The organism is Microbacterium sp. MMO-10 (assembly GCF_037148715.1).
Classification (GTDB): domain Bacteria; phylum Actinomycetota; class Actinomycetes; order Actinomycetales; family Microbacteriaceae; genus Microbacterium.
Genome location: NZ_JBBCSV010000002.1, coordinates 371,572 through 390,679, shown reverse-complemented (window position 1 = coordinate 390,679; position 19,108 = coordinate 371,572). Strand labels below are relative to the sequence as shown.

Here is a 19,108-nt window from a genome sequence, read left to right as displayed (position 1 = left end):
CTTTCGGAGCGATTCTACTGAGCGCGCGGTCAGCAGATCGTCAGGCCGGCGCCGCGGCGGAAGACCGGATCCTCCGTGCCCCCGGGGACGTCCGCGAACGCGGCCCGCACCGCGTCCATCGACCGCGGGATGTCGACGGGGAGGGCGCCGCGCGGCGGAGTACGCCCGGAGAGCGCTGCGAGCACGGCGGCGTCCGAGCTGCCGAACTCCACCGCGATCGCGGCGGCGAACGGGATCAGCGGTGTCAGGATCGCGGGCCGATCGAGGTTCACGACGACCACGAGCGGGCAGTGCTCCGCGATCCGGCGCAGCCGCACGATCAGCCCCGGCGGGAACTCGAGCGAGCCCTGATGGAACCAGGCCTCCAGGAAGAGGTCGTCGCGCGGCTCGAACGGCGCCCCGATCCGCACCAGCGCGAGGTCGGCGTCCTCCGGGGCCGCAACCCGGTCGGCGTATTCGGCGAGCGCCGGGGTCGAGAGGCCCTCGGCGTAGACCCTCTGTCGCCCGGTCCGGAACAGCGGGAGGGCGCCGTCCCGGTTCTGCAGCACCGTGAGGGATTCGGCCTGGGCGCGCTCCCCCTCGGCGCGGAACTCTGCAGCGCCCACGATGCGCTCCGCCTCATCCTCGTCCACATAGGGGTCGTCGAAGAGCCCGAGACGGAACTTCACGAGCAGGATGCGCCGCGCGGATCGGTCGATCCGCTCCGTGCTGACCGCTCCCTCGGCCACGAGCTCCAGGAGCAGTTCGACGCACTCCTCGCCGCCGAACTGATCGACTCCCGCGTCCAGCAGCCGCAGCAGCCGCTCCCGCGGGCTCAGCCCCTCCACCCCCCACGCCCGTGCGGGCAGCACCTGATCGCCGACGTGGTTGTCGTTGATCAGCTCCCAGTCGCTGAGCACGACGCCGTCGTAGCCCAGCTCCTCCCGCAGCAGGTCGGTGACGATCTGCCGACTGTAGCTGAAGCCCACCTCTTCGATCGGCTCGCCGTTGCGCTCCAGCCCCACCGGCATCCCGTAGTACGGCATGATGCCCGCCGTGCCCCGACGGATCGCCTCGACGAACGGCCGCAGGTGCTCCTCGAAGCGCCCACCGGGATACACCTGCTCCCGCCCGTAGGGGAAGTGCGCATCCTCGCCGTCGAGCTGCGGCCCGCCGCCCGGGAAGTGCTTCGTGACGCAGGCGACGCTCTCCGGACCGAGCACGGCGCCCTGGAACCCCTCGAGGTACGCGCCGGTCATCTCGGCCACGCGCTCGGCGTCGTAGCCGAACGTCTGCGCCTGGCGTCCCCAGCGCGCCTCGGTCGGCAGATCCACCTGCGGGTGCAGCGCCATCCGGATGCCCACCGCGCGGTACTCCCGGCCGGCGATCTCCGCGAAGCGCCGCACCAGCTCGACATCGTCCAGGGCCGCGAGCCCCAGCGGCTCCGGCCACTGCGAGAACGGACCGGCGGCGAACCCGACGCCCGAGTTCTCCACGAACGCATGCCGGGGATCCGTGCTGATGGTCACCGGGATGCCGTGCGGGGAGCCGGCGGCCAGGGCCTGGAGCCGGTTGTTCCAGCGGGCCCCTTCGCGCGCGCTCCGCATCCCGTGCACGTTGAAATGCGTGAGGTGCTTGCGGAGCACGACCTCCGTCGTCGGAGACTTCGAGATCGCGCCGGGCTCCTCGCGCAGCTCGCCGTCGTCGCCGATCTCGATGACGGTGTGGAACAGGAGCCCCACCTTCTCCTCGATCGACAGGCGGCCGAGCAGGTCCTCGACCCGCTCCTCGGCGCTCAGCCGCGGATCCTCGTACGGATCCCTCACTCCGTTGCCGTTGAGGTCGCGGAAGCGCACGCCCTCCTCCGTCGTCCGAAACTCATCCCTCATGGATGTCCCTCTCCCTCGTCGCGTCATTTCAGGCCCGTCGTCGCGACGCCCCGGATGAACCACCGCTGCAGGAAGACGAAGAGCAGCAGGATCGGGGCGATCACGAGCACCGAGCCCGCGAGCAGCAGCCCGTAGTCGGTGGCGTTCTGGCCGGTGGAGTACAACGACAGCGCGACGGGCAGCGTGTACATGTCCTCGGTCTGGGCCGCCACGAGCGGCCACAGGAAGTTGTTCCAGGAGCCCAGGAACGTGAGGATCCCGAGCGTCGCCAGGGGCGGCCCGCACAGCGGCATCACGACACCGCGGAAGATCCTCCACTCCCCCGCGCCGTCCAGGCGCGCCGCCTCGAGCAGCGCGTCCGGGATCCCCGCCATGAACTGGCGCATGAGGAACACTCCCAGGGGCGCCGTGATGAACGGCAGGATCAGTGCGGGATAGCTGTTCACGAGCCCGAGCTTGGAGACCATCACGAAGAGCGGCACGAAGGTCACGACGCCGGGCACCATGAGCGTGATCATCACCGCGGCGAACAGGATGCGCTTGCCCGGGAACTCCATCTTGGCCAGCGCGTAGCCGACCATCGAGCAGAAGACGAGGTTGCCGAGCACGGTCACGAGCGCGACGATCAGGCTGTTCCCGAAGAAGTGCCAGAAGTCGAGGGGGCCGAACCACTGCGCGTAGTTCGCGCCGGTCGGCGCCTGCGGCCACCATGTGGGCGGCCGGCGCAGGATCTCCCCCTGCGTCTTGACGGATCCGAGCACCATCCACAGGAACGGGATGAGCCAGATCGCCAGGCCGACGGTGAGCACGCCGTACGACGTCGCCCTGCCGCTCAGGCGGCGCGCCCGGCGTCTGCGGGTCGGGGGTGCGGTCTGCGCGAGAGCCATGGGTCAGTCCTTCGATCGCAGCAGGCGGAACTGCAGCAGGCTCACGAGCGCGATCACGAGGAACAGCACGTAGCTGGCCGCGGACGCGAGGCCGTACTCGCCGAACCCGAACTGCTGGTAGGTGTAGAACGCCACGGAGAGCGTCGAGTCCAGGGGCCCGCCCTTGGTCATCACGAAGGACTCCTCGAAGAACTGCAGGTAGCCGACGGAGATGAGCACGGCCCCGAGCAGGAGCGTGGGCCGCAGCAGCGGCAGGGTGACCGAGATCAGTCGTCGCCACGGCGAGGCCCCGTCCATGATCGCCGCCTCCGTGACGTCCTCGGGCACCGCCTGGAGTCCCGCGAGGAAGATCACCATGAGGGTGCCCACGTTGCGCCACACCGCCATGAGGATGAGCGACGGGAGCGCGAAGGCGGGATCGTTCAGCCAGTTGGGCCCGTGGATGCCGATCGCGGCGAGTGCGGTGTTCAGCAGTCCGTCCGGCTGCAGGATGTACCGCCAGACGACGGCGACGGCCACGATGCTCGTGACCACCGGCGCGTAGAAGCCGACTCGGAAGAAGGCGACCAGCCTCCCCTTGCCGCTGTTCAGCGCCAGGGCGAGGGCCAGGGCGACGATCATCGTCACCGGGATGCCCACGACCACGAACACCCCCGTCACCCCCAGCGAGGTGAGGAACCGCGGATCCCGGAAGAGCGTGACGTACTGCTCCAGGCCGACGGCGTCGACGGCGAAGGGCGAGCCGATGTCCCGGGCCGTGAAGTCGGTGAACGACATCGCGAGCGAGCCGACGATCGGCACGATCATGAAGACCGCGAAGACGAGCACGAACGGCAGGGCGAAGCCCCACGCGATGAGGTCTCGGCGGCGACGGGCCGCGGCGAACATGCCGCCGCCGCGCCGCCCGTTCCCGCCGCCGGAGCCCGCGCGGGCTCCGGCGGCGGAGAGGACGGTGGCCGTCATCTCACTTCAGTCCGATCGTGTCGGCGTCCGACTGCAGCTTCTCGAGGGCGTCGGCGACCGAGACGCCGCCGCGGCGGATCGACTCGAGCGCCTGATCGCCCTTGGCCGCCACCTGCACCCAGGAGGTCGACACGGGCGGAGCCTTCGCCGTCTCCAGCTGGGTCCCGAAGGTCGCGAGGCTCGCGTCGGAGGAGACGGCCTTCTCCTCCCAGGCGGCCTTCGCCGCGGGCAGATCTCCCGTCGCCGCGTAGAACTCCACCTGGATCTTCGGCTCGGCGAGCCAGCGCGCGAGCTTCCATGCCGAGGACGCGTTCTTGCTGCCGTCGAACACCACGAGGTTCGCGCCGCCGCTGAACGACACCGACGCCTTGTCCGCGGGGAGCACGGCCGTGGCGTACTTGTCCGCGAAGTCCGCTCCGCCGACCGAGGCGAGCTGACCCCGCAGGAACGGGCCCTCGACGACCATCGGCGTCGTGCCGGCGACGAACTCCGACTCGACGGCGCCGGCCGAGGTGTCGGCGTTCGGATCCGCGAGCTTCTTGTCGAAGAAGCTCTTGTAGTACTCGATGCCCTTGGTCATCTCCGGAGTGTCGAGCGTCCACTTCTTGCCGTCGGAGACCTCGGCGCCCGCCGACCACGGCATCCACAACGCACCCTGGAACGAGTCGTTGCCCGCGGGCATGCGGATGCCCCACTTCGTCCCGGCCTTGGCCTGCATGTCCCCCGCCATCTGCTGCAGCTCGTCCCAGGAGGTCGGAGCCTTGGTCCAGCCGGCCTTCGCGGCGAGGTCGGTGCGGTAGTACAGCACGCGGGTGTCGACGTACCAGGGGATCCCGGCGGCACGGTCGCCGATCTTGGTCGAGCTCACCGCGCCGTCGAAGAACCCGGACGTGTCGATCCCGTCCGGAACGGTTCCGAAGGCGTCGCCGAAGTCGGCCATCCAGGTCGTGCCCATCATCGCGATGTCGGGGGTGTTGCCGCCGGCGATCGCGGTCTGGATCTTGTTGTGCGCGGCGTCCCACGGGATCGCGGTCACCTTGACCGTGACTCCGGGGTTCGCCTTCTCGAAGGTCTTGACGAAGTCGGGCAGGGCCTCCCCCTCCGCGCCCATCGCCCACATCGTGATCGTCCCGGTGGCCGGCGCATCGTCGAGCTTCACCGCTGTCGCGCTCGGCCCGGACGAGCCGCCCTCCGCACGCCCGCACCCCGTGAGTGCGAGGCCGATCGCTGCGAGAGCCGCGATCCCGGCCAGAGCTGTCCTGCTTTTCACGTCTTCCTCCTTGAAGCGTCCATCGATCTGAATCTAAGCGCATAGATTCTCGCTCTTCCTCGATCTAAGCGCATAGATCTCAGGAAGGCAAGGATCGGAGACGACGAACGGCCCGCCACTCGCAGAACTGGCGGGCCGTTCAGGCTTCCGGGCGGATCAGACCGCGGCGTCGAGGTCCTTCACGGGGATCACCGGGATCGCCGCCGTGATCGTCTCGAGGCCCGACAGGCGCGCGGGCGACAGCTGCTTGGTGACCTCTTCGCGCGACATCAGGCCCGCCTCGACCACGAGGTCGGCGACGTTGCGGTTCGTCAGCAGCGCGGTCTTGGCGAGCGCGGCCGACGCGGCGTAGCCGATGAACGGCGTGAGCGCGGTGATCACGCCGACCGAGGAGCCCACCATCGCACCCAGGCGGTCCCGGTTGGCGGTGATGCCGTCGACGCAGTTCACGCGCAGGGTCCACATGGCCTGGCGCATCCAGGTGATCGACTGGAAGATCGAGTGCGCGATGACGGGCTCGAAGGCGTTGAGCTGCAGCTGGCCGGCCTCGGACGCCATCGTGACCGTCACGTCCGCGCCCGCGACGGCGAAGGCCACCTGGTTCACGACCTCGGGGATCACCGGGTTCACCTTGCCCGGCATGATGCTGGATCCGGCCTGCATGGCGGGCAGGTTGATCTCGCCGAGACCGGCCTGGGGACCCGAGGAGAGCAGACGCAGGTCGTTGCAGATCTTGGAGAGCTTCATCGCGTTGCGCTTGAGCGAGGAGGAGAACGACATGAAGGATCCGGTGTCGCTCGTCGCCTCGACGAGGTCGCTCGCCGTGGCGAGGTCGAGGCCCGAGATCTCGCGCAGGTGCTTCAGCACGGCCGGGGCGTAGCTCGGGTGGGTCGTGATGCCCGTGCCGATCGCCGTCGCGCCCATGTTGATCTCGTACATGAGCCAGGCGTTCTCGGTGAGACGCGTGTGGTCGTAGCCCAGGGTCGAGGCGAAGCCGTGGAACTCCTGACCGAGCGTCATCGGCACGGCGTCCTGCAGCTGGGTGCGGCCGACCTTGAGCACGTCGTGGAACTCGCGCGCCTTGTTCAGGAAGGAAAGGCGCAGCAGGTCGAGCTCGTCCAGCAGGGAGCGCAGGTTGAGCGACAGGCCGATCTTGACGGCCGTGGGGTAGACGTCGTTGGTGGACTGGCTGCGGTTGGTGTGGTCGATCGGCGAGAGGAACGCGTAGTCGCCCTTCTCCCGGCCGGCGAGCTCGAGGGCGATGTTGGTGATGACCTCGTTCGCGTTCATGTTGGTCGAGGTGCCGGCCCCGCCCTGGATGACGCCCACGATGAACTGGTCGTGGAACTCGCCGTCGATCACCTTCTGCGCGGCGGCGTCGATGAGGTCGGCCTTGGCCGGGTCGAGGGCGCCGATCTCCTTGTTCGCACGCGCGCTGGCCTGCTTGACCATGGCGAGCGCCTCGATCAGCTCCGGGTAGACGGAGATCGGGCGCTTCGTGATCGGGAAGTTCTCAGCAGCGCGGAGCGTATGGATCCCCCAGTACGCGTCGGCAGGGATCTCCTTGCTTCCCAGGGAGTCGGTTTCGGTTCGGGTGGCAGGCGCAACGGCGGCCATGGACACATCCTCGTGGGTGATGGCGAACAGGGAAGGGGGATGCCTCCATCCTACCCATGGCGGCTCACCGTCCCGGCTTGCGCGAGAACGCCTCCAGGCGCTGCTCAGGAGTCAGCTGCGCCATCCGCTCCACCCATTCGGGGCCGAAAGTGTCGACGGGTGTCGCCTCCACCACCGGCACCACGGTGTGCGTGATCGTCTCCGGGCGCACGTGCACGAGCTGGAACGACTGCGCCGCATCCATGCCGTTCACCCGGTCCGCAGGACTCGCGACATCCATCGTGTAGCAGGTGGCGCCGGCGACGCTCACCGGGATGTCCGCGAACGTCGCGTGCAGGGAGTAGTGCAGATGCCCGGCGAGGATCCCGCGGACATCGGATCCGCGCAGGATGTCGGCCAGTTCGTCCTGGTGGCGGAGTTCGAGGATGTCGAAGAACGGGATGTGGCTCGGCACGGGCGGGTGGTGCATCGCGAGCAGCGTGCCGTGCGGGGCCGGTGTGCGCAGGAGGTCGGCGAGCCAGTCGCGCTGCCCCGCGTCGATGTCGCCGTGGTGCCACCCCGGGACGGTGGAGTCGAGGGCGATCACGCGCAGCCCGTGCAGATCCCACACGCCCGTCACCGGGTCCTCGCTGGGCGGGCCGTCGAGCAGGTGCTCGCGCAGCACGGGGCGCTCGTCATGGTTGCCCGCGACCCAGATCACGGGAGCGTCCAGGCGCTCCGAGACCGGTTCCACCGCGGCCCGGAGCCGCCGGTACGCGTCGGGCTCGCCGAGATCGGCGAGGTCCCCGGTCACGACGATCGCATCGGGACGCTCGACGGCGCTCTCGATCGCGGCGAGCGTGCGATCCAGGGTGCGATCGACGTCGAATCGTCCGCCGAGCGCCGCGCCCCCGGCGAGGAGGTGCGGGTCGCTCAGGTGCACGAGGGTGTGCGTGGGCGGCGCATAGCGGCCGAACTGCACTGTCATGCCCTCAGGCTAGCGGCGCGGCGCTCCTTCACGACCGCGGCGCTCCTTCACGACCGCGGCGCTCCTTCACGACCGCGGCGCTACTTCACGACGATGAGCAGGATGCCGCCGAGCACGGCCGCCGCGCAGACGGCGAAGCACGCGTACGCCGCGATCTGGGCGAGCGTCTTCTGCCCTTCGCTGAGCGGGCTCTTGCGCGCGGCCTTCGCCGCCGCCTTGGCTGCGCGCTTGGCCTCCTTCTCGCTGATCACCGTGATCGCGTCGGTGAACTCCGCGGGCGTGACCACGGGCACGCGACCGGCGCGGACCAGCATCCGCAGCCCCAGGGCGTAGAACCCCACGACGAGCAGCGTGCCGACCAGTGCGGCGCCGAGGACCTGGAAGAACGCCTCCCAGTGAATCGCGACGGTCATCGTCCCGCCCCCTTCTCACGCGCCTTGGCCCGCTCGCGCGCTCGCTGCGCCCTCGCCTGACGCGGGGTGAGCGGCGGCTCCTCGGGCACCTCGACGGCGAGACCGGAGTCGGCGACCTCGCTGAACGCGTTGTTGGCGGTGACCGCGTTGCGACGCGAGCGCAGGAACAGTCCGATGATCACGGCGAGCGCGAGGATCGCATCGATGAGCACGCCCCAGCCGCCCCCGATCACCACGATGAGCGCCGCGACCGCGCCGACGGCTCCGGCCGCCGGGAGCGTGAGCACCCAGCCGATGGCGATGCGGCCCGCCGTGCGCCAGCGCACGGCGGAACCCCGCCTGCCGAGTCCGGATCCGATCACGGATCCGGAGGCGACCTGCGTGGTGGACAGAGCGAAGCCGAGCGCGCTGGAGGCGAGGATCGTGGCGGCCGTGGACGTCTCCGCCGCGAAGCCCTGCGCGGGCTTGACGTCGGTGAGGCCCTTGCCGAGCGTGCGGATGATGCGCCATCCGCCGAGGTAGGTGCCGAGCGCGATCGTGCAGGCGCAGGCGATGATGACCCACAGCTGCGGCTCATGGTGCGCCCCCGACTGCCATCCGACCGTGATGAGGGCGAGGGTGATGACGCCCATCGTCTTCTGCGCGTCGTTCGTGCCGTGCGCGAGCGCGACCAGCGACGACGTGAAGATCTGGCCCCAGCGGAAGCCGCTGCGCCCGTCCGGCCTGCCGTCGTAGCGGCGGGTGACGAGGTACGCGAGCTTGGTGGCGAGGAACGCGATCAGCCCTGCGGTGACCGGGGCGATGAGGGCCGGCAGCACGACCTTCGACAGCACCGCGCCGAAGTCGATCCCGTTCATGCCGATGCCGACGAGCGTCGCACCGATCAGGCCGCCGAACAGCGCGTGCGAGGAGCTGGAGGGGAGACCGAGCAGCCAGGTGAGCATGTTCCAGGTGATCGCGCCGATGAGTCCGGCGAAGATCAGCGCCGGGAAGAGATCCCCGTGGATCTGGTCCTCCCGGACGATCCCGCCGGAGATGGTCTTGGAGACCTCCGTGGACAGGAACGCGCCGACCAGGTTCAGACCGGCCGCGAGCATGACCGCCGTGCGGGGCTTGAGGGCTCCCGTCGCGATGGGGGTCGCCATGGCGTTCGCCGTGTCGTGAAACCCGTTGGTGAAGTCGAAGAAGAGTGCCAGCAGGATCACCAGCACGACGATGAGGGCTGCGGTTTCCACCGTTCGCTTTCGTGAAGTGGAGGGACGTGACGAACGAAGAGTTCACCGGGGATTCAGCATCCGTTAACGGGCCGAGTGAATCCTCCCACCCCGACCTATGCCGGTCAACTCGAAGGCCGCTCCCCCGCATCCGGAGATCGGCCGCCCCGCCTCGGCTAGCGTGGTGACGTGACCTCCGTCTCCGCACCTTCCTCCCCCTCCCCGATCGCCCCGCCGCGCGCCGCGCGCCGGTCCCATCCGCGCACCCACCACGGCGACGTCTTCGACGACCCCTACGACTGGCTGCGGGCGAAGGAGGATCCCGAGGTGATCGCCCACCTCGAGGCGGAGAACGCGTACACCGACGCCCGCCTGGCTCACCTCGAGCCGCTGCGCGAGACGCTGTTCCAGGAGATCAAGAGCCGCGTGCAGGAGACCGACCTCTCCGTGCCGACCCGCCGCGGCGACTGGTGGTACTACGGCCGCACCGTCGAGGGGCAGCAGTACGGCCTGCAGTGCCGCGCGGCGGTCTCCGCCCCGGACGACTGGACGCCTCCGGTGCTGGACGCCGCCGCGCCCGTGCCCGGCGAGCAGATCCTGCTCGACGGCAACGCCGAGGCGGAGGGGCACGAGTTCTTCGCGATGGGCGCCTTCGACGTGTCGGACGACGCCACGAGGCTGCTCTGGTCCACCGACTTCGAGGGCGACGAGCGCTACACCGTGCGGGTGCGCGAACTCGGCACCGGCGAGACGCTGCCCGACGAGATCCCCGGCACGTCGGGGGCGTTCTTCACCCCCGACGGCACCGCCGTGCTCTACACGACCGTCGACGACTCGTGGCGGCCGGACACCCTCTGGCTGCACCGGATCGGCACGCCGGTCTCCGAGGACGTGCAGCTGTTCCACGAGCCCGACGAGCGGTTCTGGCTCGGCGCCGGGATCACCCGCAGCCGCAAGTACCTGGTGATCGGCGTCGGCTCCTCGATCACGAGCGAGGAGCTGCTCGTCGACCTGGACGATCTCACCGCCCCGCCTCGCGTCGTGTGGCCTCGCCGCGAAGGCGTGGAGTACTCGGTCGAGCATGCGGTCGTGGCGGGGCGCGACGAGCTGCTCGTGCTGCACAACGACGACGCGCTCGACTTCGAGCTGGTCGCCGTTTCCGCCGACGACCCGCAGGGACCGCGCCGCGTCGTGCTCCCGCACACGCCCGGACGCCGCCTGCTGGACGTGGACGCCTTCCGGGACGTCACCGTCGTCGCGTACCGGTTCGAGGGACTCGAGCGGATCGCGCTGATGGATCCGGCGACCGGCGACCTCGAGGAGCTCGGCTTCGACGAGCCGCTGTTCTCGGCGGGCTTCGGCGGCAATCCGGAATGGGCTCCGCCGTTCCTGCGCCTCGGCTACGGCTCCTTCGTGACGCCGTCGACCGTGTACGACCTCGAGCTGGCGACGCGGACCCTGCATCTGCGCAAGCGCCAGCCGGTGCTCGGCGGCTACGATCCGTCCGCGTACGGGCAACGCCGCGACTGGGCCGTCGCGGAGGACGGCACGCTCGTGCCGATCTCGCTGGTGTGGAAGCGCTCGTTCGGCGAGCCGGGCGCCGCACCGCGCCCGGTGCACCTGTACGGCTACGGCTCCTATGAGCACTCGATCGACCCCGGCTTCTCGGTCATGCGCCTGAGCGCACTCGACCGCGGCGTGGTGTTCGCGGTGGCGCACGTGCGCGGCGGCGGCGAGATGGGCCGGCAGTGGTACGAGGACGGCAAGCTCGGGCAGAAGGTCAACTCCTTCACCGACTTCGTCGCCGCGGCCCGCCACCTCGTCTCCTCGGGCGTGACCGAGCCCGCCCGGTTGGTGGCCGAGGGCGGCAGCGCCGGCGGACTGCTCATGGGCGCTGTCGTGAACCTGGCGCCCGAGCTGTTCGGCGGCGTGCTCGCCTCGGTCCCCTTCGTCGACGCCCTCACCACGATCCTGGATCCCTCGCTCCCGCTCACCGTCATCGAATGGGACGAGTGGGGCGACCCGCTGCACGACGCCGAGGTGTACGCCTACATGAAGTCGTACACGCCCTACGAGAACGTGCGGGACGGCGTCGCCTACCCCTCGATCCTCGCCGTCACCTCGCTCAACGACACGCGCGTGCTCTACGTCGAGCCCGCGAAGTGGGTGGCCCGCCTGCGTGACGCGGGGGCCGAGGACGTGCTGCTGAAATGCGAGATGGTCGCGGGACACGGCGGCGTCAGCGGACGCTACAACTCCTGGCGCGAGCGCGCGTTCGAGCTCGCCTGGATCCTGGACCGGCTGGGAGCGACCGCGGCCTGACCACGCGACGTGCGCGTCGGGCTGCTCCGCCCCGGGCGAGGCGCTTCGACCGAGATCAGGCGGATCCGATTCGGATCTGCCTGATCTCGGTCGATCCACCTGTCCTCGGGAGGCGACACGTTCGTCCTCCACAATCGGAATCCCTCGATTCGCCTGTGGACAACCCCGAATCCGGGCGTCCGAGGGTCACGCTGTCCCCATGGACCTGCTCTCCTGGCTCGCCGCGCACGACGGCGTCGCACACACCTCGGACCTGTACCGCGCCGGGTTCAGCAAGCACCTCATCGGCGCCGCGGCCGCCCAGGGGCTCGTCACCCGCGTCCGGCGATCGTGGATCCTGGGCCCGGGCGTCGATCAGGCGTCTGCGCACGCGGTCCGCTTCAGCGGACGGGTGACCTGCGTCACGCAGGCGAAGGCGCTGCAGCTCTGGGTGCCCGACGCGCCGGAGTCCCACATCGCCGTGCCTCCGAAGACCGCCGGCGCTCAGGATCCGGCCGTGCGGCTGCACTGGGCGAAAGGTCCCGCACCCTTCGCGCCGCGCGCGATCGCCGACCCTCTGATCAACGTGCTCTTCCAGGTGGCGCGCTGCCAGCCGACGGCGGATGCCCTGGCCATCTGGGAATCCGCGGTACGCAAGAACCTCATCAGCGCGGAGGTGCTCCAGCGCGTCGGGTGGCATTCCACACGCGCACACCTGCTCGCCCGATCGGTTGGCGCCCTCTCCGACTCCGGGCTGGAGACGCACTTCGTCGAGCTCATGCGTCAGATCGGCGTCCGGGTGCGCCAGCAGGTGTGGATCGACGGCCATCCCGTGGACATCCTCATCGGCGATCGCCTCATCGTGCAGCTCGACGGCTTCGAGCACCACCGCACGGCCGCGGATCGGAGGCGCGACATCCGCGCCGACGCGCGTCTCGCCGTGCGCGGATACACCGTGCTGCGGTTCGACTACGCGCAGGTCCTGTTCGAGAAGGCGTTCGTCCAGGAGAGCGTGCGGGCGGCCATGGCACAGGGCCTCCACCTCGCACGCTGACGGCCCGCCGTGACTCCCGAACCATGGCGGATCGACTGAGATCAGGCGGATCCGAGCGGATCCGCCTGATCTCGGGACATCGACCTGTTCTCGGGAGAAGCGCCGTTCGGCTCAGCCGAAGAGGGTCGCCGCCGCGTCGTAGCGGTTGCGGGGAACGGTGTTCAGCTCGCCGAGCGCATCGGCGAACGGCACGCGGACGATCTCGGTGCCGTGCAGCGCCACCATCTGGCCCCACGCCCCGTCGACGACCGCATCGGCGGCGTGCATGCCGAGGCGTGTCGCGAGGACGCGGTCGAAGGCCGACGGTGCGCCGCCCCGCTGGATGTGCCCCAGGATGGTCGCGCGGGTCTCGATGCCCGTGAGCCGCTCGATCTCCGGGGCGAGCAGATCGCCGATGCCGCCGAGGCGCGGACGGTTGAACGCGTCCAGCCCCTTGTCGCTGTACGCCTCCTCCATGTCCTTGAGCTTGAACCCCTCGGAGACGACGACGAGAGGCGCACGTCCGCGATCGTTCGCGCTGGTCACGAGGGCGGCGATCTCGTCGAGCGACATCGGCACCTCGGGAATGCAGATGACGTGCGCCCCGGCCGCCATGCCCGCGTGCAGAGCGATCCAGCCGACGTGACGGCCCATCACCTCGGCGACCATGCAGCGCCGGTGCGAATCGCCGGTGGTGCGCAGACGGTCCATCGCCTCGGTGGCGATGTTGACGGCCGTGTCGAAGCCGAACGAGTAGTCCGTGGCCCGCAGATCGTTGTCGATGGTCTTGGGCACCCCGACGACGTTGATCCCCTCCTTGAACAGGCGGTCCGCCGCCGCGAGCGTGCCCTCGCCGCCGATCGCGATGATGCCGTCGATCCGGTGCCCGAACAGGGTCTTGGCGATGTTCTCGGCACCGCCGCGCGCCCCCTCGTAGGGGTTGGTGCGGCTCGTGCCGAGGATCGTTCCGCCGACCTTCGACAGGCCCTTGACCTCATGCCGGGTGAGCGGGAAGAAGTCGCCGTCGACGACGCCGCGCCAGCCGTCGCGGATGCCGACGAACTCGAGGTCGTACGCCTCGGTGCCCTTGAGCACGATGGCGCGGATGACCGCGTTCAGGCCGGGGCAGTCGCCGCCGCTGGTCAGGATGCCGATCTTCATAGGACGTCCTCGGGAGGGAAGGGAGAGGGAAGCGCGGCGCCGTTGCCACGTTCGACCCTAGTGCCGATTCCCGCTCCGACGCCATTCGACACCGCCGAAAACCCGGCTTCTTACACACCCACTCACCGAGTTCTCGCGTTCTTGACGAAGAACGGCACTCCATCGCCGAAAACCAGGCGAAGAAGTGCCGTTCTTTTCAGTTCCGGCGGGACTCGTGTCAGTTGCCGCCGAGCGCTTCCCGGAGCAGATGCATGAGCGCCGCCAGCTGCACCGACTCGCTCGCCCCCTCCTCCACGGCCTCGCCGTCGAGCGCCCGGGCCGCGAGGCCCTGCTTCTGGTCGATGAGCTCCGCGATCTTCGTGTCGAGGGTGTGCGCCGCGATGATCCGCCATGCGGTGACCGGCTCGTCCTGGCCGATGCGGTGGACGCGGTCGATCGCCTGGGTCTGCTCCGCGGCCGTCCAGCTGAGCTCGGCGAGCACCACGTTGGAGGCGGTCTGCAGGTTGACGCCGACTCCGGCGGCGGTCAGCGAGCAGACGGCGATGCCGACCTCGGGATCGCCGTTGAAGGCGTCGACCGCCTGCTGCCGGGCCACGGCGGTCTGGTCCCCGCGGAGCGACACCGAGCGGATCCCGGCCGCCGCGAAGTGCGCCTCGGCCTGATCCATCACGTCGACGTGCTTCGCGAAGAACACGACCTTGCCCACCGAACGCTGCAGCTGTGCCGCGTAGTCCGCCGCGAGCAGCGCCTTGGCCTGCCCGATCTTGCGCACCATCGTGAAGACGTTGTCGCCCCCGGTTCCGGCCGCCTTCGACTCCTCCAGCTCGCCGTGCGCGACGAGCCGGACGATGTCCTCGTCGATCTCGCCGTGCGCGAGGCCGCGCTCACCGCGTGCCTCGATGATCCGGCGGTACTTCGCCGCCATCCTCGCGCCCAGCTCGGCCTCCGCCTGCCTGATGCTGCGGCCGAACTCGTCGTCGAGCTGCACGGGCAGGTCGGCGATGAGCTTGTCCGGCAGATCGGCCGCGACGTCCTTCTTCTTGCGGCGCACGATGCCCATCGAGATGACCGCGTCCCTGGCCTCACCGTAGAAGGCCTTGTCGGCCGGAGTGAGCCCGGTGGCGTCGAGCTTGTCCGCCAGCGCCGGAGAAGGCCGCTCGCCGTTCGTCCAGCCGAGGAAGCGCCAGATCGCGTCGAAGTCCTCGACGTCGTTGATCAGCGGCGTACCGGTCAGCGCCATGAGCAGCGGGCGCCCGTTCGGCGACTGCTCCCGGATCCGCGTCGCGAGGGCCAGGACGTTCTGCGAGCGCTGCGAGGACAGGTTCTTGATGAAGTGCGCCTCGTCGACGACCATGCCGCGCAGGCCGATCTCGCCGAGCCAGGACAGGTGACGGTCCAGGATCTCGTAGTTCACGATGAAGACGTCGGCGAAGGCGTCGACGTCCTGCCCGTCGCCCTGGATCACCGCGGCGCGGCGCTGCGGCGTCCACCGCTCCACCTCGCGCGCCCAGTTCATCTTCACGACGTTCGGCACCACGACGAGCAGCGGATACGCGTCCGCCACCGAGGCGGCGAGCACCGACTGCGCGGTCTTTCCGAGGCCCGGCTCGTCGGCGAGCAGGAAGGAGCGGTGGCCTGCCCGCACGGATTCGAGGAACCGGGACTGGTGCACCATCACCTCCAGGCCCTTCGGCGAGATGTGGTCGTGCTCGGGCAGCGGGGGCAGCTCCATCGACGCGGCGGATCCGCCCGCTCCCGACTCGAACGCCTTGTACAGCGGCCCCATCAGCTCCCAGCCGTCCAGGCGGCGGCGCGGGGTCACCGCAGGGCGGGGCGTGAGGTCGGGCGCCAGGAACGGGTTCGCCAGCATCCGCGACTCCACCGACGGCGGAGCGACCTGGCGCTCGGCCAGCGCGGCCGGGACGACCGGCGCCTGCTGCACGCGGGCGACGTCGGCGATCACGAGCTCCTCGGGCGCCAGCTCGGCGCCGGACTCCAGCAGCCAATCGCGGCGCATGCGCTTCGCGACGGGGCTGGTCGCCTGATCCGCCTCGAGCAGCTGGATCAGCGAGGTGTCGCGGGCCGCGGTCTTCGCCAGGATCGTGGCCACGCCGTCCAGCCGCTTGAGCTGCTCGGCGCGCGCGGAGTCGCCGAGCTCCGCATCGCCCTTCACCCTGGCGCGCTCCTCGCGCACCAGGAAGGCGATCACCTGGAACTTGACGCGGTTGGTGGGCCCCAGCTTCCCGTGCTGGGCCTTGGCCTCGATCTCGCGGACCTTGCGCGCGAGAATCGGGATCAGCGGCGCGTCCTCGTCTCGGCGCGACGTCTTCTTCCGCCGGGTGGCGGTCGCCGTGGTCGGCATGCTCCTCCTGAGCGTGGATGCCGTCCCCTTGCGGACGGCGACTGATCCGAACAATGACCGTCCGGACGGCAGGACCTGCGGACGATGCGGTGTCCGCGGACGGCGACTGTCGGTCGGCAGCGCGCGGACCGGGCGGACGGCGAACCCCGTAGGCGTGCATCGCGCACGTCGATCACAACGGGTTCGCGCTCAGCTTACGCCACTCCCGCCGTGGTGCGGTCACTCGGTGCGCGAGTCCGGGACGTCGGACGTGCCGAGCACCCCGGGCTTCGCCGGGACGCCCAGCAGCAGGCGCGCCTGCACGACGTCCGCGTCGATGCCCGCGATGAGCGACTCCAGGCTGTCGAACGCGGTCATGCCGCGCAGCCGATGGGTGAACTCCACCGTCACGTCGTGACCGTACAGGTCGAGTCCCGGGCTGTCGATCGCGTGCGCCTCCACCTGACGCTGCGCGACGTCGTCGAACGTGGGATTCGTCCCGACGGAAATGGCCGCAGGATGCACGATCCCCGTGGTGTGGTCCACGAGCCGCCCCGCGTAGACGCCGTCCGCCGGGACCATCTCGTCGAGAAGCGCCGGAAGGTTCGCCGTCGGGAAGCCCAGCTCACGGCCTCGCTTGAGCCCGTGCACCACTTCCCCGCGCACCGAGACAGGGCGCCCCAGCACCGCACCGGCCAGGGCGACGTCGCCGACCGACAGCAGCTCGCGCACCCATGACGAGGAGACGCGGCGGTCGGTGCCCTCGAGGAAGACATCCTCGATCTCGTCGACCGTGAAGTCGTGCTGCGCGCCGAGCTCGGCGAGCAGCGCGGGCGTTCCGCTGCCGCCGCGGCCGAAGCGAAAGTCCCGGCCGACGAGCACGGTGGCCACGTGCAGCGCGTCGACGAGGATCGACGTGACGAAGTCCGAGGCTTCGCGCGCCGCCAGCTGCTCGTCGAAGGTGAGCACCAGCACCGCATCCAGCCCGCAGTCGGCGAGCAGTTCGATCTTGCGCTGCACCGACACCAGGTCGTCGGGGCAGCGGTCGGGCCGCAGCACGCTGAGCGGATTGCGGTCGAACGTCACCGCGACGGTCTTCGCGCCGAGGCGCGCCGCATCCAGCTGCGCCCGTCGGAACACCGCGCGGTGGCCGGAGTGCACGCCGTCGAACTTGCCGATCGCGGCGACCGTGCGCCCGAAGTCTGCGGGGATCTCGGCCGGATCACGGAACACGATCATGCCGCGGCCTCCTCGGGTGCAGCCGCCGGCACGCGGCCCGACGGACGATGCACGACCAGCCACCACAATCCCGCCATGGGCAGGAACAGCGGGATCAGCACATACCCGAGGCCGAACTGCGACCACACGGTCTGATGCTGGAAGAGCGCGGGGTGCGTGAGGCTCAGGGTGCCGACGATCAGCACGCCGGCCAGCTCGAAGACGATGGCGACCCAGGCGACGCGGTACCAGCCGGGTCGGCCGGACCAGATCAGCGCGAGCGTCGCGACGATGTAGACCACGGCCGACACGGCGGACAGCGTGTAGGCGAGCGGAGCCTGGTCGAAGGCACGGGCGATCTGCACGAACGAGCGCCCGGTGGCGCCGAGCGCCATCACCGCGTACACGATCACGAGCACGCGGCCGATGCCCCGCATCCGGGGTCGGGTCGGTGCGGCGGACGATCCCTCGGGCTGAGAGGAGTCGGACGGGGTCGTGGGTCGCGCGGTGCTCATGGCGCTCCCCATTCTACGGACCCGGACGGACACGGCGTCCGCGCCTCGGCGCGGTGCTCAGCCGCCGACGGGCGTGGTCCAGATGACCTGCATCCGCCAGATCATCACGGCGAGCGAGAGCGCGACCACGCCCAGGATCACGGTGCTCCACCGCGACCGCTCGAGCAGCGCCCAGACCACCCCGCCGATCGGCAGCAGCACGGCGGACACGAGATACACCCCGTACTCCAGCGGATCGCCCAGCGCGGGGTTCCCGGCGAACGGCGACACGATCGCCATGACCACCTGCACGACGAGGAGCAGTTCGACGAGCGCCAGGGATCCGACCGTCCAGTCGTTCGGACGCTTCCCCGCGAAGCCCATGATGAGGCAGAAGAGCCCGGCCGCGACCGCGACCGCGAGCTGGACGACGGTGAACCACAGGATCATGACGCTCCCTCCGGCATGTTCATGGCGCTCTTCAGGTCGTCGCCGCGTCGCTCCACGATCCCGATCAGCACGCCGTCCGGATCGATCGCAGCGGCGCGCGCGCCTTCGAGCCGAGCCCGCTGGCCGACCAGGCGCTTGCCGTGCCGCAGATCGACGGCCTCCTGCGCGGAGACGGGGAGGACGGGGAGGATCCGCGCCGCCGCAGCGGCCGCTGTCAGCGGCTGCGCCCCGGCGAGATCGTCGAGCGCCACCGCCTCGGCCACGTCGAACGCACCGACCCTCGTGCGACGCAGCGCGGTGAGGTGCGCGCCGACGCCGAGAGCCGCGCCGAGGTCGCGGGCGAGGGCGCGGATATAGGTGCCGGAGGAGCAGTCGACGATCACGTCGAGATCGCGGGTCCCCCCATCGGCCGGGGAGTCGGAGAGCACGTCGAACCGTGAGACGAGCACGTCTCTGGCCGCGAGCACGACCTCCTCGCCCGCACGCACCCGGTCGTACGCCCTGCGCCCGTCGACCTTGATCGCCGAGACGGCGCTGGGCACCTGCGAGAGCTCTCCGGTCAGGGCGGCCACACCCTCGGCGATCTCAGCCGAGGTGATCGCGGCCACGCGCTCCGGGTCGGCGGTCGCGACGATCTCGCCGTCCGCGTCGTCCGTGCCGGTGCTCTGTCCGAGGCGGATGGTCGCCCGATACGTCTTGTCGGCGCCGACCACGAAGGTCAGCAGCCGCGTGGCCGCCTCGATGCCCACGACGAGCAGGCCGGTGGCCATCGGGTCGAGGGTGCCCGCGTGTCCGACCTTCCGGGTGCCGAACGCCCGGCGGGTGCGGGCGACGACGTCGTGACTCGTCATCCCGCCCGGCTTGTCGACGAGCAGGATGCCGCTGGTTGCCATCCTCCCAGCCTAGGGCGT

At 70.2% G+C, this 19,108-nt stretch carries 16 protein-coding genes; 2 read left to right on the top strand and 14 right to left on the bottom strand.

The genetic code is table 11. The annotated features are described in order from the left end of the window. Positions 1-29: 29 nt before the first annotated feature. From WFJ17_RS06205 to WFJ17_RS06170, 8 genes are all read right to left on the bottom strand, one after another. The gene (locus tag WFJ17_RS06205) at positions 30-1,868 is read right to left on the bottom strand and encodes a glycoside hydrolase family 3 protein (RefSeq protein WP_336647953.1); all 1,839 of its coding nucleotides are present in this window, start codon (positions 1,866-1,868) and stop codon (positions 30-32) included. 23 nt (positions 1,869-1,891) lie between these two features. Next, on the bottom strand, positions 1,892-2,755 hold the full coding sequence (locus WFJ17_RS06200) for a carbohydrate ABC transporter permease (RefSeq protein ID WP_336629038.1): 864 nt from the start codon (positions 2,753-2,755) through the stop codon (positions 1,892-1,894). Between the two features lie 3 nt (positions 2,756-2,758). After that, positions 2,759-3,718: a carbohydrate ABC transporter permease gene (locus WFJ17_RS06195; protein WP_336647952.1), complete on the bottom strand. Its 960-nt coding sequence runs from the start codon at positions 3,716-3,718 to the stop codon at positions 2,759-2,761. A 1-nt stretch (position 3,719) separates the two neighbouring features. Next, on the bottom strand, positions 3,720-4,988 hold the full coding sequence (locus WFJ17_RS06190) for an extracellular solute-binding protein (protein WP_336647951.1): 1,269 nt from the start codon (positions 4,986-4,988) through the stop codon (positions 3,720-3,722). A gap of 156 nt (positions 4,989-5,144) precedes the next feature. After that, the gene (locus tag WFJ17_RS06185; RefSeq protein WP_251444585.1) at positions 5,145-6,605 is read right to left on the bottom strand and encodes an aspartate ammonia-lyase; all 1,461 of its coding nucleotides are present in this window, start codon (positions 6,603-6,605) and stop codon (positions 5,145-5,147) included. A 64-nt stretch (positions 6,606-6,669) separates the two neighbouring features. Then, complete coding sequence (locus WFJ17_RS06180; RefSeq protein ID WP_251444587.1) at positions 6,670-7,572, bottom strand: metallophosphoesterase family protein; 903 nt, start codon at positions 7,570-7,572, stop codon at positions 6,670-6,672. 80 nt (positions 7,573-7,652) lie between these two features. Then, positions 7,653-7,985 carry a peptidase gene (locus WFJ17_RS06175; RefSeq protein WP_251444589.1) on the bottom strand — a complete coding sequence of 111 codons (333 nt, stop codon included), beginning with the start codon at positions 7,983-7,985 and terminating at the stop codon, positions 7,653-7,655. Next, the gene (locus WFJ17_RS06170; RefSeq protein WP_251444591.1) at positions 7,982-9,220 is read right to left on the bottom strand and encodes an inorganic phosphate transporter; all 1,239 of its coding nucleotides are present in this window, start codon (positions 9,218-9,220) and stop codon (positions 7,982-7,984) included. The genes WFJ17_RS06175 and WFJ17_RS06170 overlap by 4 nt, the downstream gene beginning before the upstream one ends. A gap of 204 nt (positions 9,221-9,424) precedes the next feature. On the opposite strand from WFJ17_RS06170, the gene WFJ17_RS06165 reads away from it, so the two are divergent. After that, positions 9,425-11,521, top strand: a complete 2,097-nt coding sequence (locus tag WFJ17_RS06165; protein ID WP_442927974.1) for a S9 family peptidase — start codon at positions 9,425-9,427, stop codon at positions 11,519-11,521. A gap of 199 nt (positions 11,522-11,720) precedes the next feature. Continuing rightward, complete coding sequence (locus tag WFJ17_RS06160; RefSeq protein ID WP_336647949.1) at positions 11,721-12,554, top strand: endonuclease domain-containing protein; 834 nt, start codon at positions 11,721-11,723, stop codon at positions 12,552-12,554. Positions 12,555-12,665: 111 nt separating this feature from the next. Here WFJ17_RS06160 and WFJ17_RS06155 read toward each other — a convergent pair whose 3' ends face one another. The 6 genes from WFJ17_RS06155 to truB all read right to left on the bottom strand — a co-directional run bounded on the left by WFJ17_RS06155 (position 12,666) and on the right by truB (position 19,090). Beyond that, a complete protein-coding gene (locus WFJ17_RS06155; protein ID WP_251444599.1) occupies positions 12,666-13,694 on the bottom strand; it encodes a 6-phosphofructokinase in 1,029 nt (342 codons plus the stop codon). A 217-nt stretch (positions 13,695-13,911) separates the two neighbouring features. Further along, positions 13,912-16,056, bottom strand: a complete 2,145-nt coding sequence (locus WFJ17_RS06150) for a DEAD/DEAH box helicase (protein WP_336647948.1) — start codon at positions 16,054-16,056, stop codon at positions 13,912-13,914. Between the two features lie 219 nt (positions 16,057-16,275). Then, the gene (locus tag WFJ17_RS06145) at positions 16,276-17,274 is read right to left on the bottom strand and encodes a bifunctional riboflavin kinase/FAD synthetase (RefSeq protein ID WP_336647947.1); all 999 of its coding nucleotides are present in this window, start codon (positions 17,272-17,274) and stop codon (positions 16,276-16,278) included. Further along, entirely contained in the window at positions 17,271-17,690 is a 420-nt protein-coding gene (locus tag WFJ17_RS06140) for a hypothetical protein (RefSeq protein WP_251445376.1), read from the bottom strand. The genes WFJ17_RS06145 and WFJ17_RS06140 overlap by 4 nt, the downstream gene beginning before the upstream one ends. Positions 17,691-17,825: 135 nt before the next feature. Next, a complete protein-coding gene (locus WFJ17_RS06135) occupies positions 17,826-18,197 on the bottom strand; it encodes a hypothetical protein (protein ID WP_295034207.1) in 372 nt (123 codons plus the stop codon). Next, positions 18,194-19,090 carry a tRNA pseudouridine(55) synthase TruB gene (truB, locus tag WFJ17_RS06130; RefSeq protein ID WP_336647946.1) on the bottom strand — a complete coding sequence of 299 codons (897 nt, stop codon included), beginning with the start codon at positions 19,088-19,090 and terminating at the stop codon, positions 18,194-18,196. The genes WFJ17_RS06135 and truB overlap by 4 nt, the downstream gene beginning before the upstream one ends. Between the last annotated feature and the right edge of the window lie 18 nt (positions 19,091-19,108).

Excerpts from the sequence above, each read along its gene's own strand:
- WFJ17_RS06205 (WP_336647953.1), bottom strand. The coding sequence starts at position 1,868 with ATGAGGGATGAGTTTCGGACGACGGAGGAGGGCGTGCGCTTCCGCGAC.
- WFJ17_RS06200 (WP_336629038.1), bottom strand. The coding sequence starts at position 2,755 with ATGGCTCTCGCGCAGACCGCACCCCCGACCCGCAGACGCCGGGCGCGC.
- WFJ17_RS06195 (WP_336647952.1), bottom strand. The coding sequence starts at position 3,718 with ATGACGGCCACCGTCCTCTCCGCCGCCGGAGCCCGCGCGGGCTCCGGC.
- WFJ17_RS06185 (WP_251444585.1), bottom strand. The coding sequence starts at position 6,605 with ATGGCCGCCGTTGCGCCTGCCACCCGAACCGAAACCGACTCCCTGGGA.
- WFJ17_RS06180 (WP_251444587.1), bottom strand. The coding sequence starts at position 7,572 with ATGACAGTGCAGTTCGGCCGCTATGCGCCGCCCACGCACACCCTCGTG.
- WFJ17_RS06175 (WP_251444589.1), bottom strand. The coding sequence starts at position 7,985 with ATGACCGTCGCGATTCACTGGGAGGCGTTCTTCCAGGTCCTCGGCGCC.
- WFJ17_RS06160 (WP_336647949.1), top strand. The coding sequence starts at position 11,721 with ATGGACCTGCTCTCCTGGCTCGCCGCGCACGACGGCGTCGCACACACC.
- WFJ17_RS06155 (WP_251444599.1), bottom strand. The coding sequence starts at position 13,694 with ATGAAGATCGGCATCCTGACCAGCGGCGGCGACTGCCCCGGCCTGAAC.
- WFJ17_RS06150 (WP_336647948.1), bottom strand. The coding sequence starts at position 16,056 with ATGCCGACCACGGCGACCGCCACCCGGCGGAAGAAGACGTCGCGCCGA.
- WFJ17_RS06145 (WP_336647947.1), bottom strand. The coding sequence starts at position 17,274 with ATGATCGTGTTCCGTGATCCGGCCGAGATCCCCGCAGACTTCGGGCGC.
- WFJ17_RS06140 (WP_251445376.1), bottom strand. The coding sequence starts at position 17,690 with ATGCGGGGCATCGGCCGCGTGCTCGTGATCGTGTACGCGGTGATGGCG.
- WFJ17_RS06135 (WP_295034207.1), bottom strand. The coding sequence starts at position 18,197 with ATGATCCTGTGGTTCACCGTCGTCCAGCTCGCGGTCGCGGTCGCGGCC.
- truB (WP_336647946.1), bottom strand. The coding sequence starts at position 19,090 with ATGGCAACCAGCGGCATCCTGCTCGTCGACAAGCCGGGCGGGATGACG.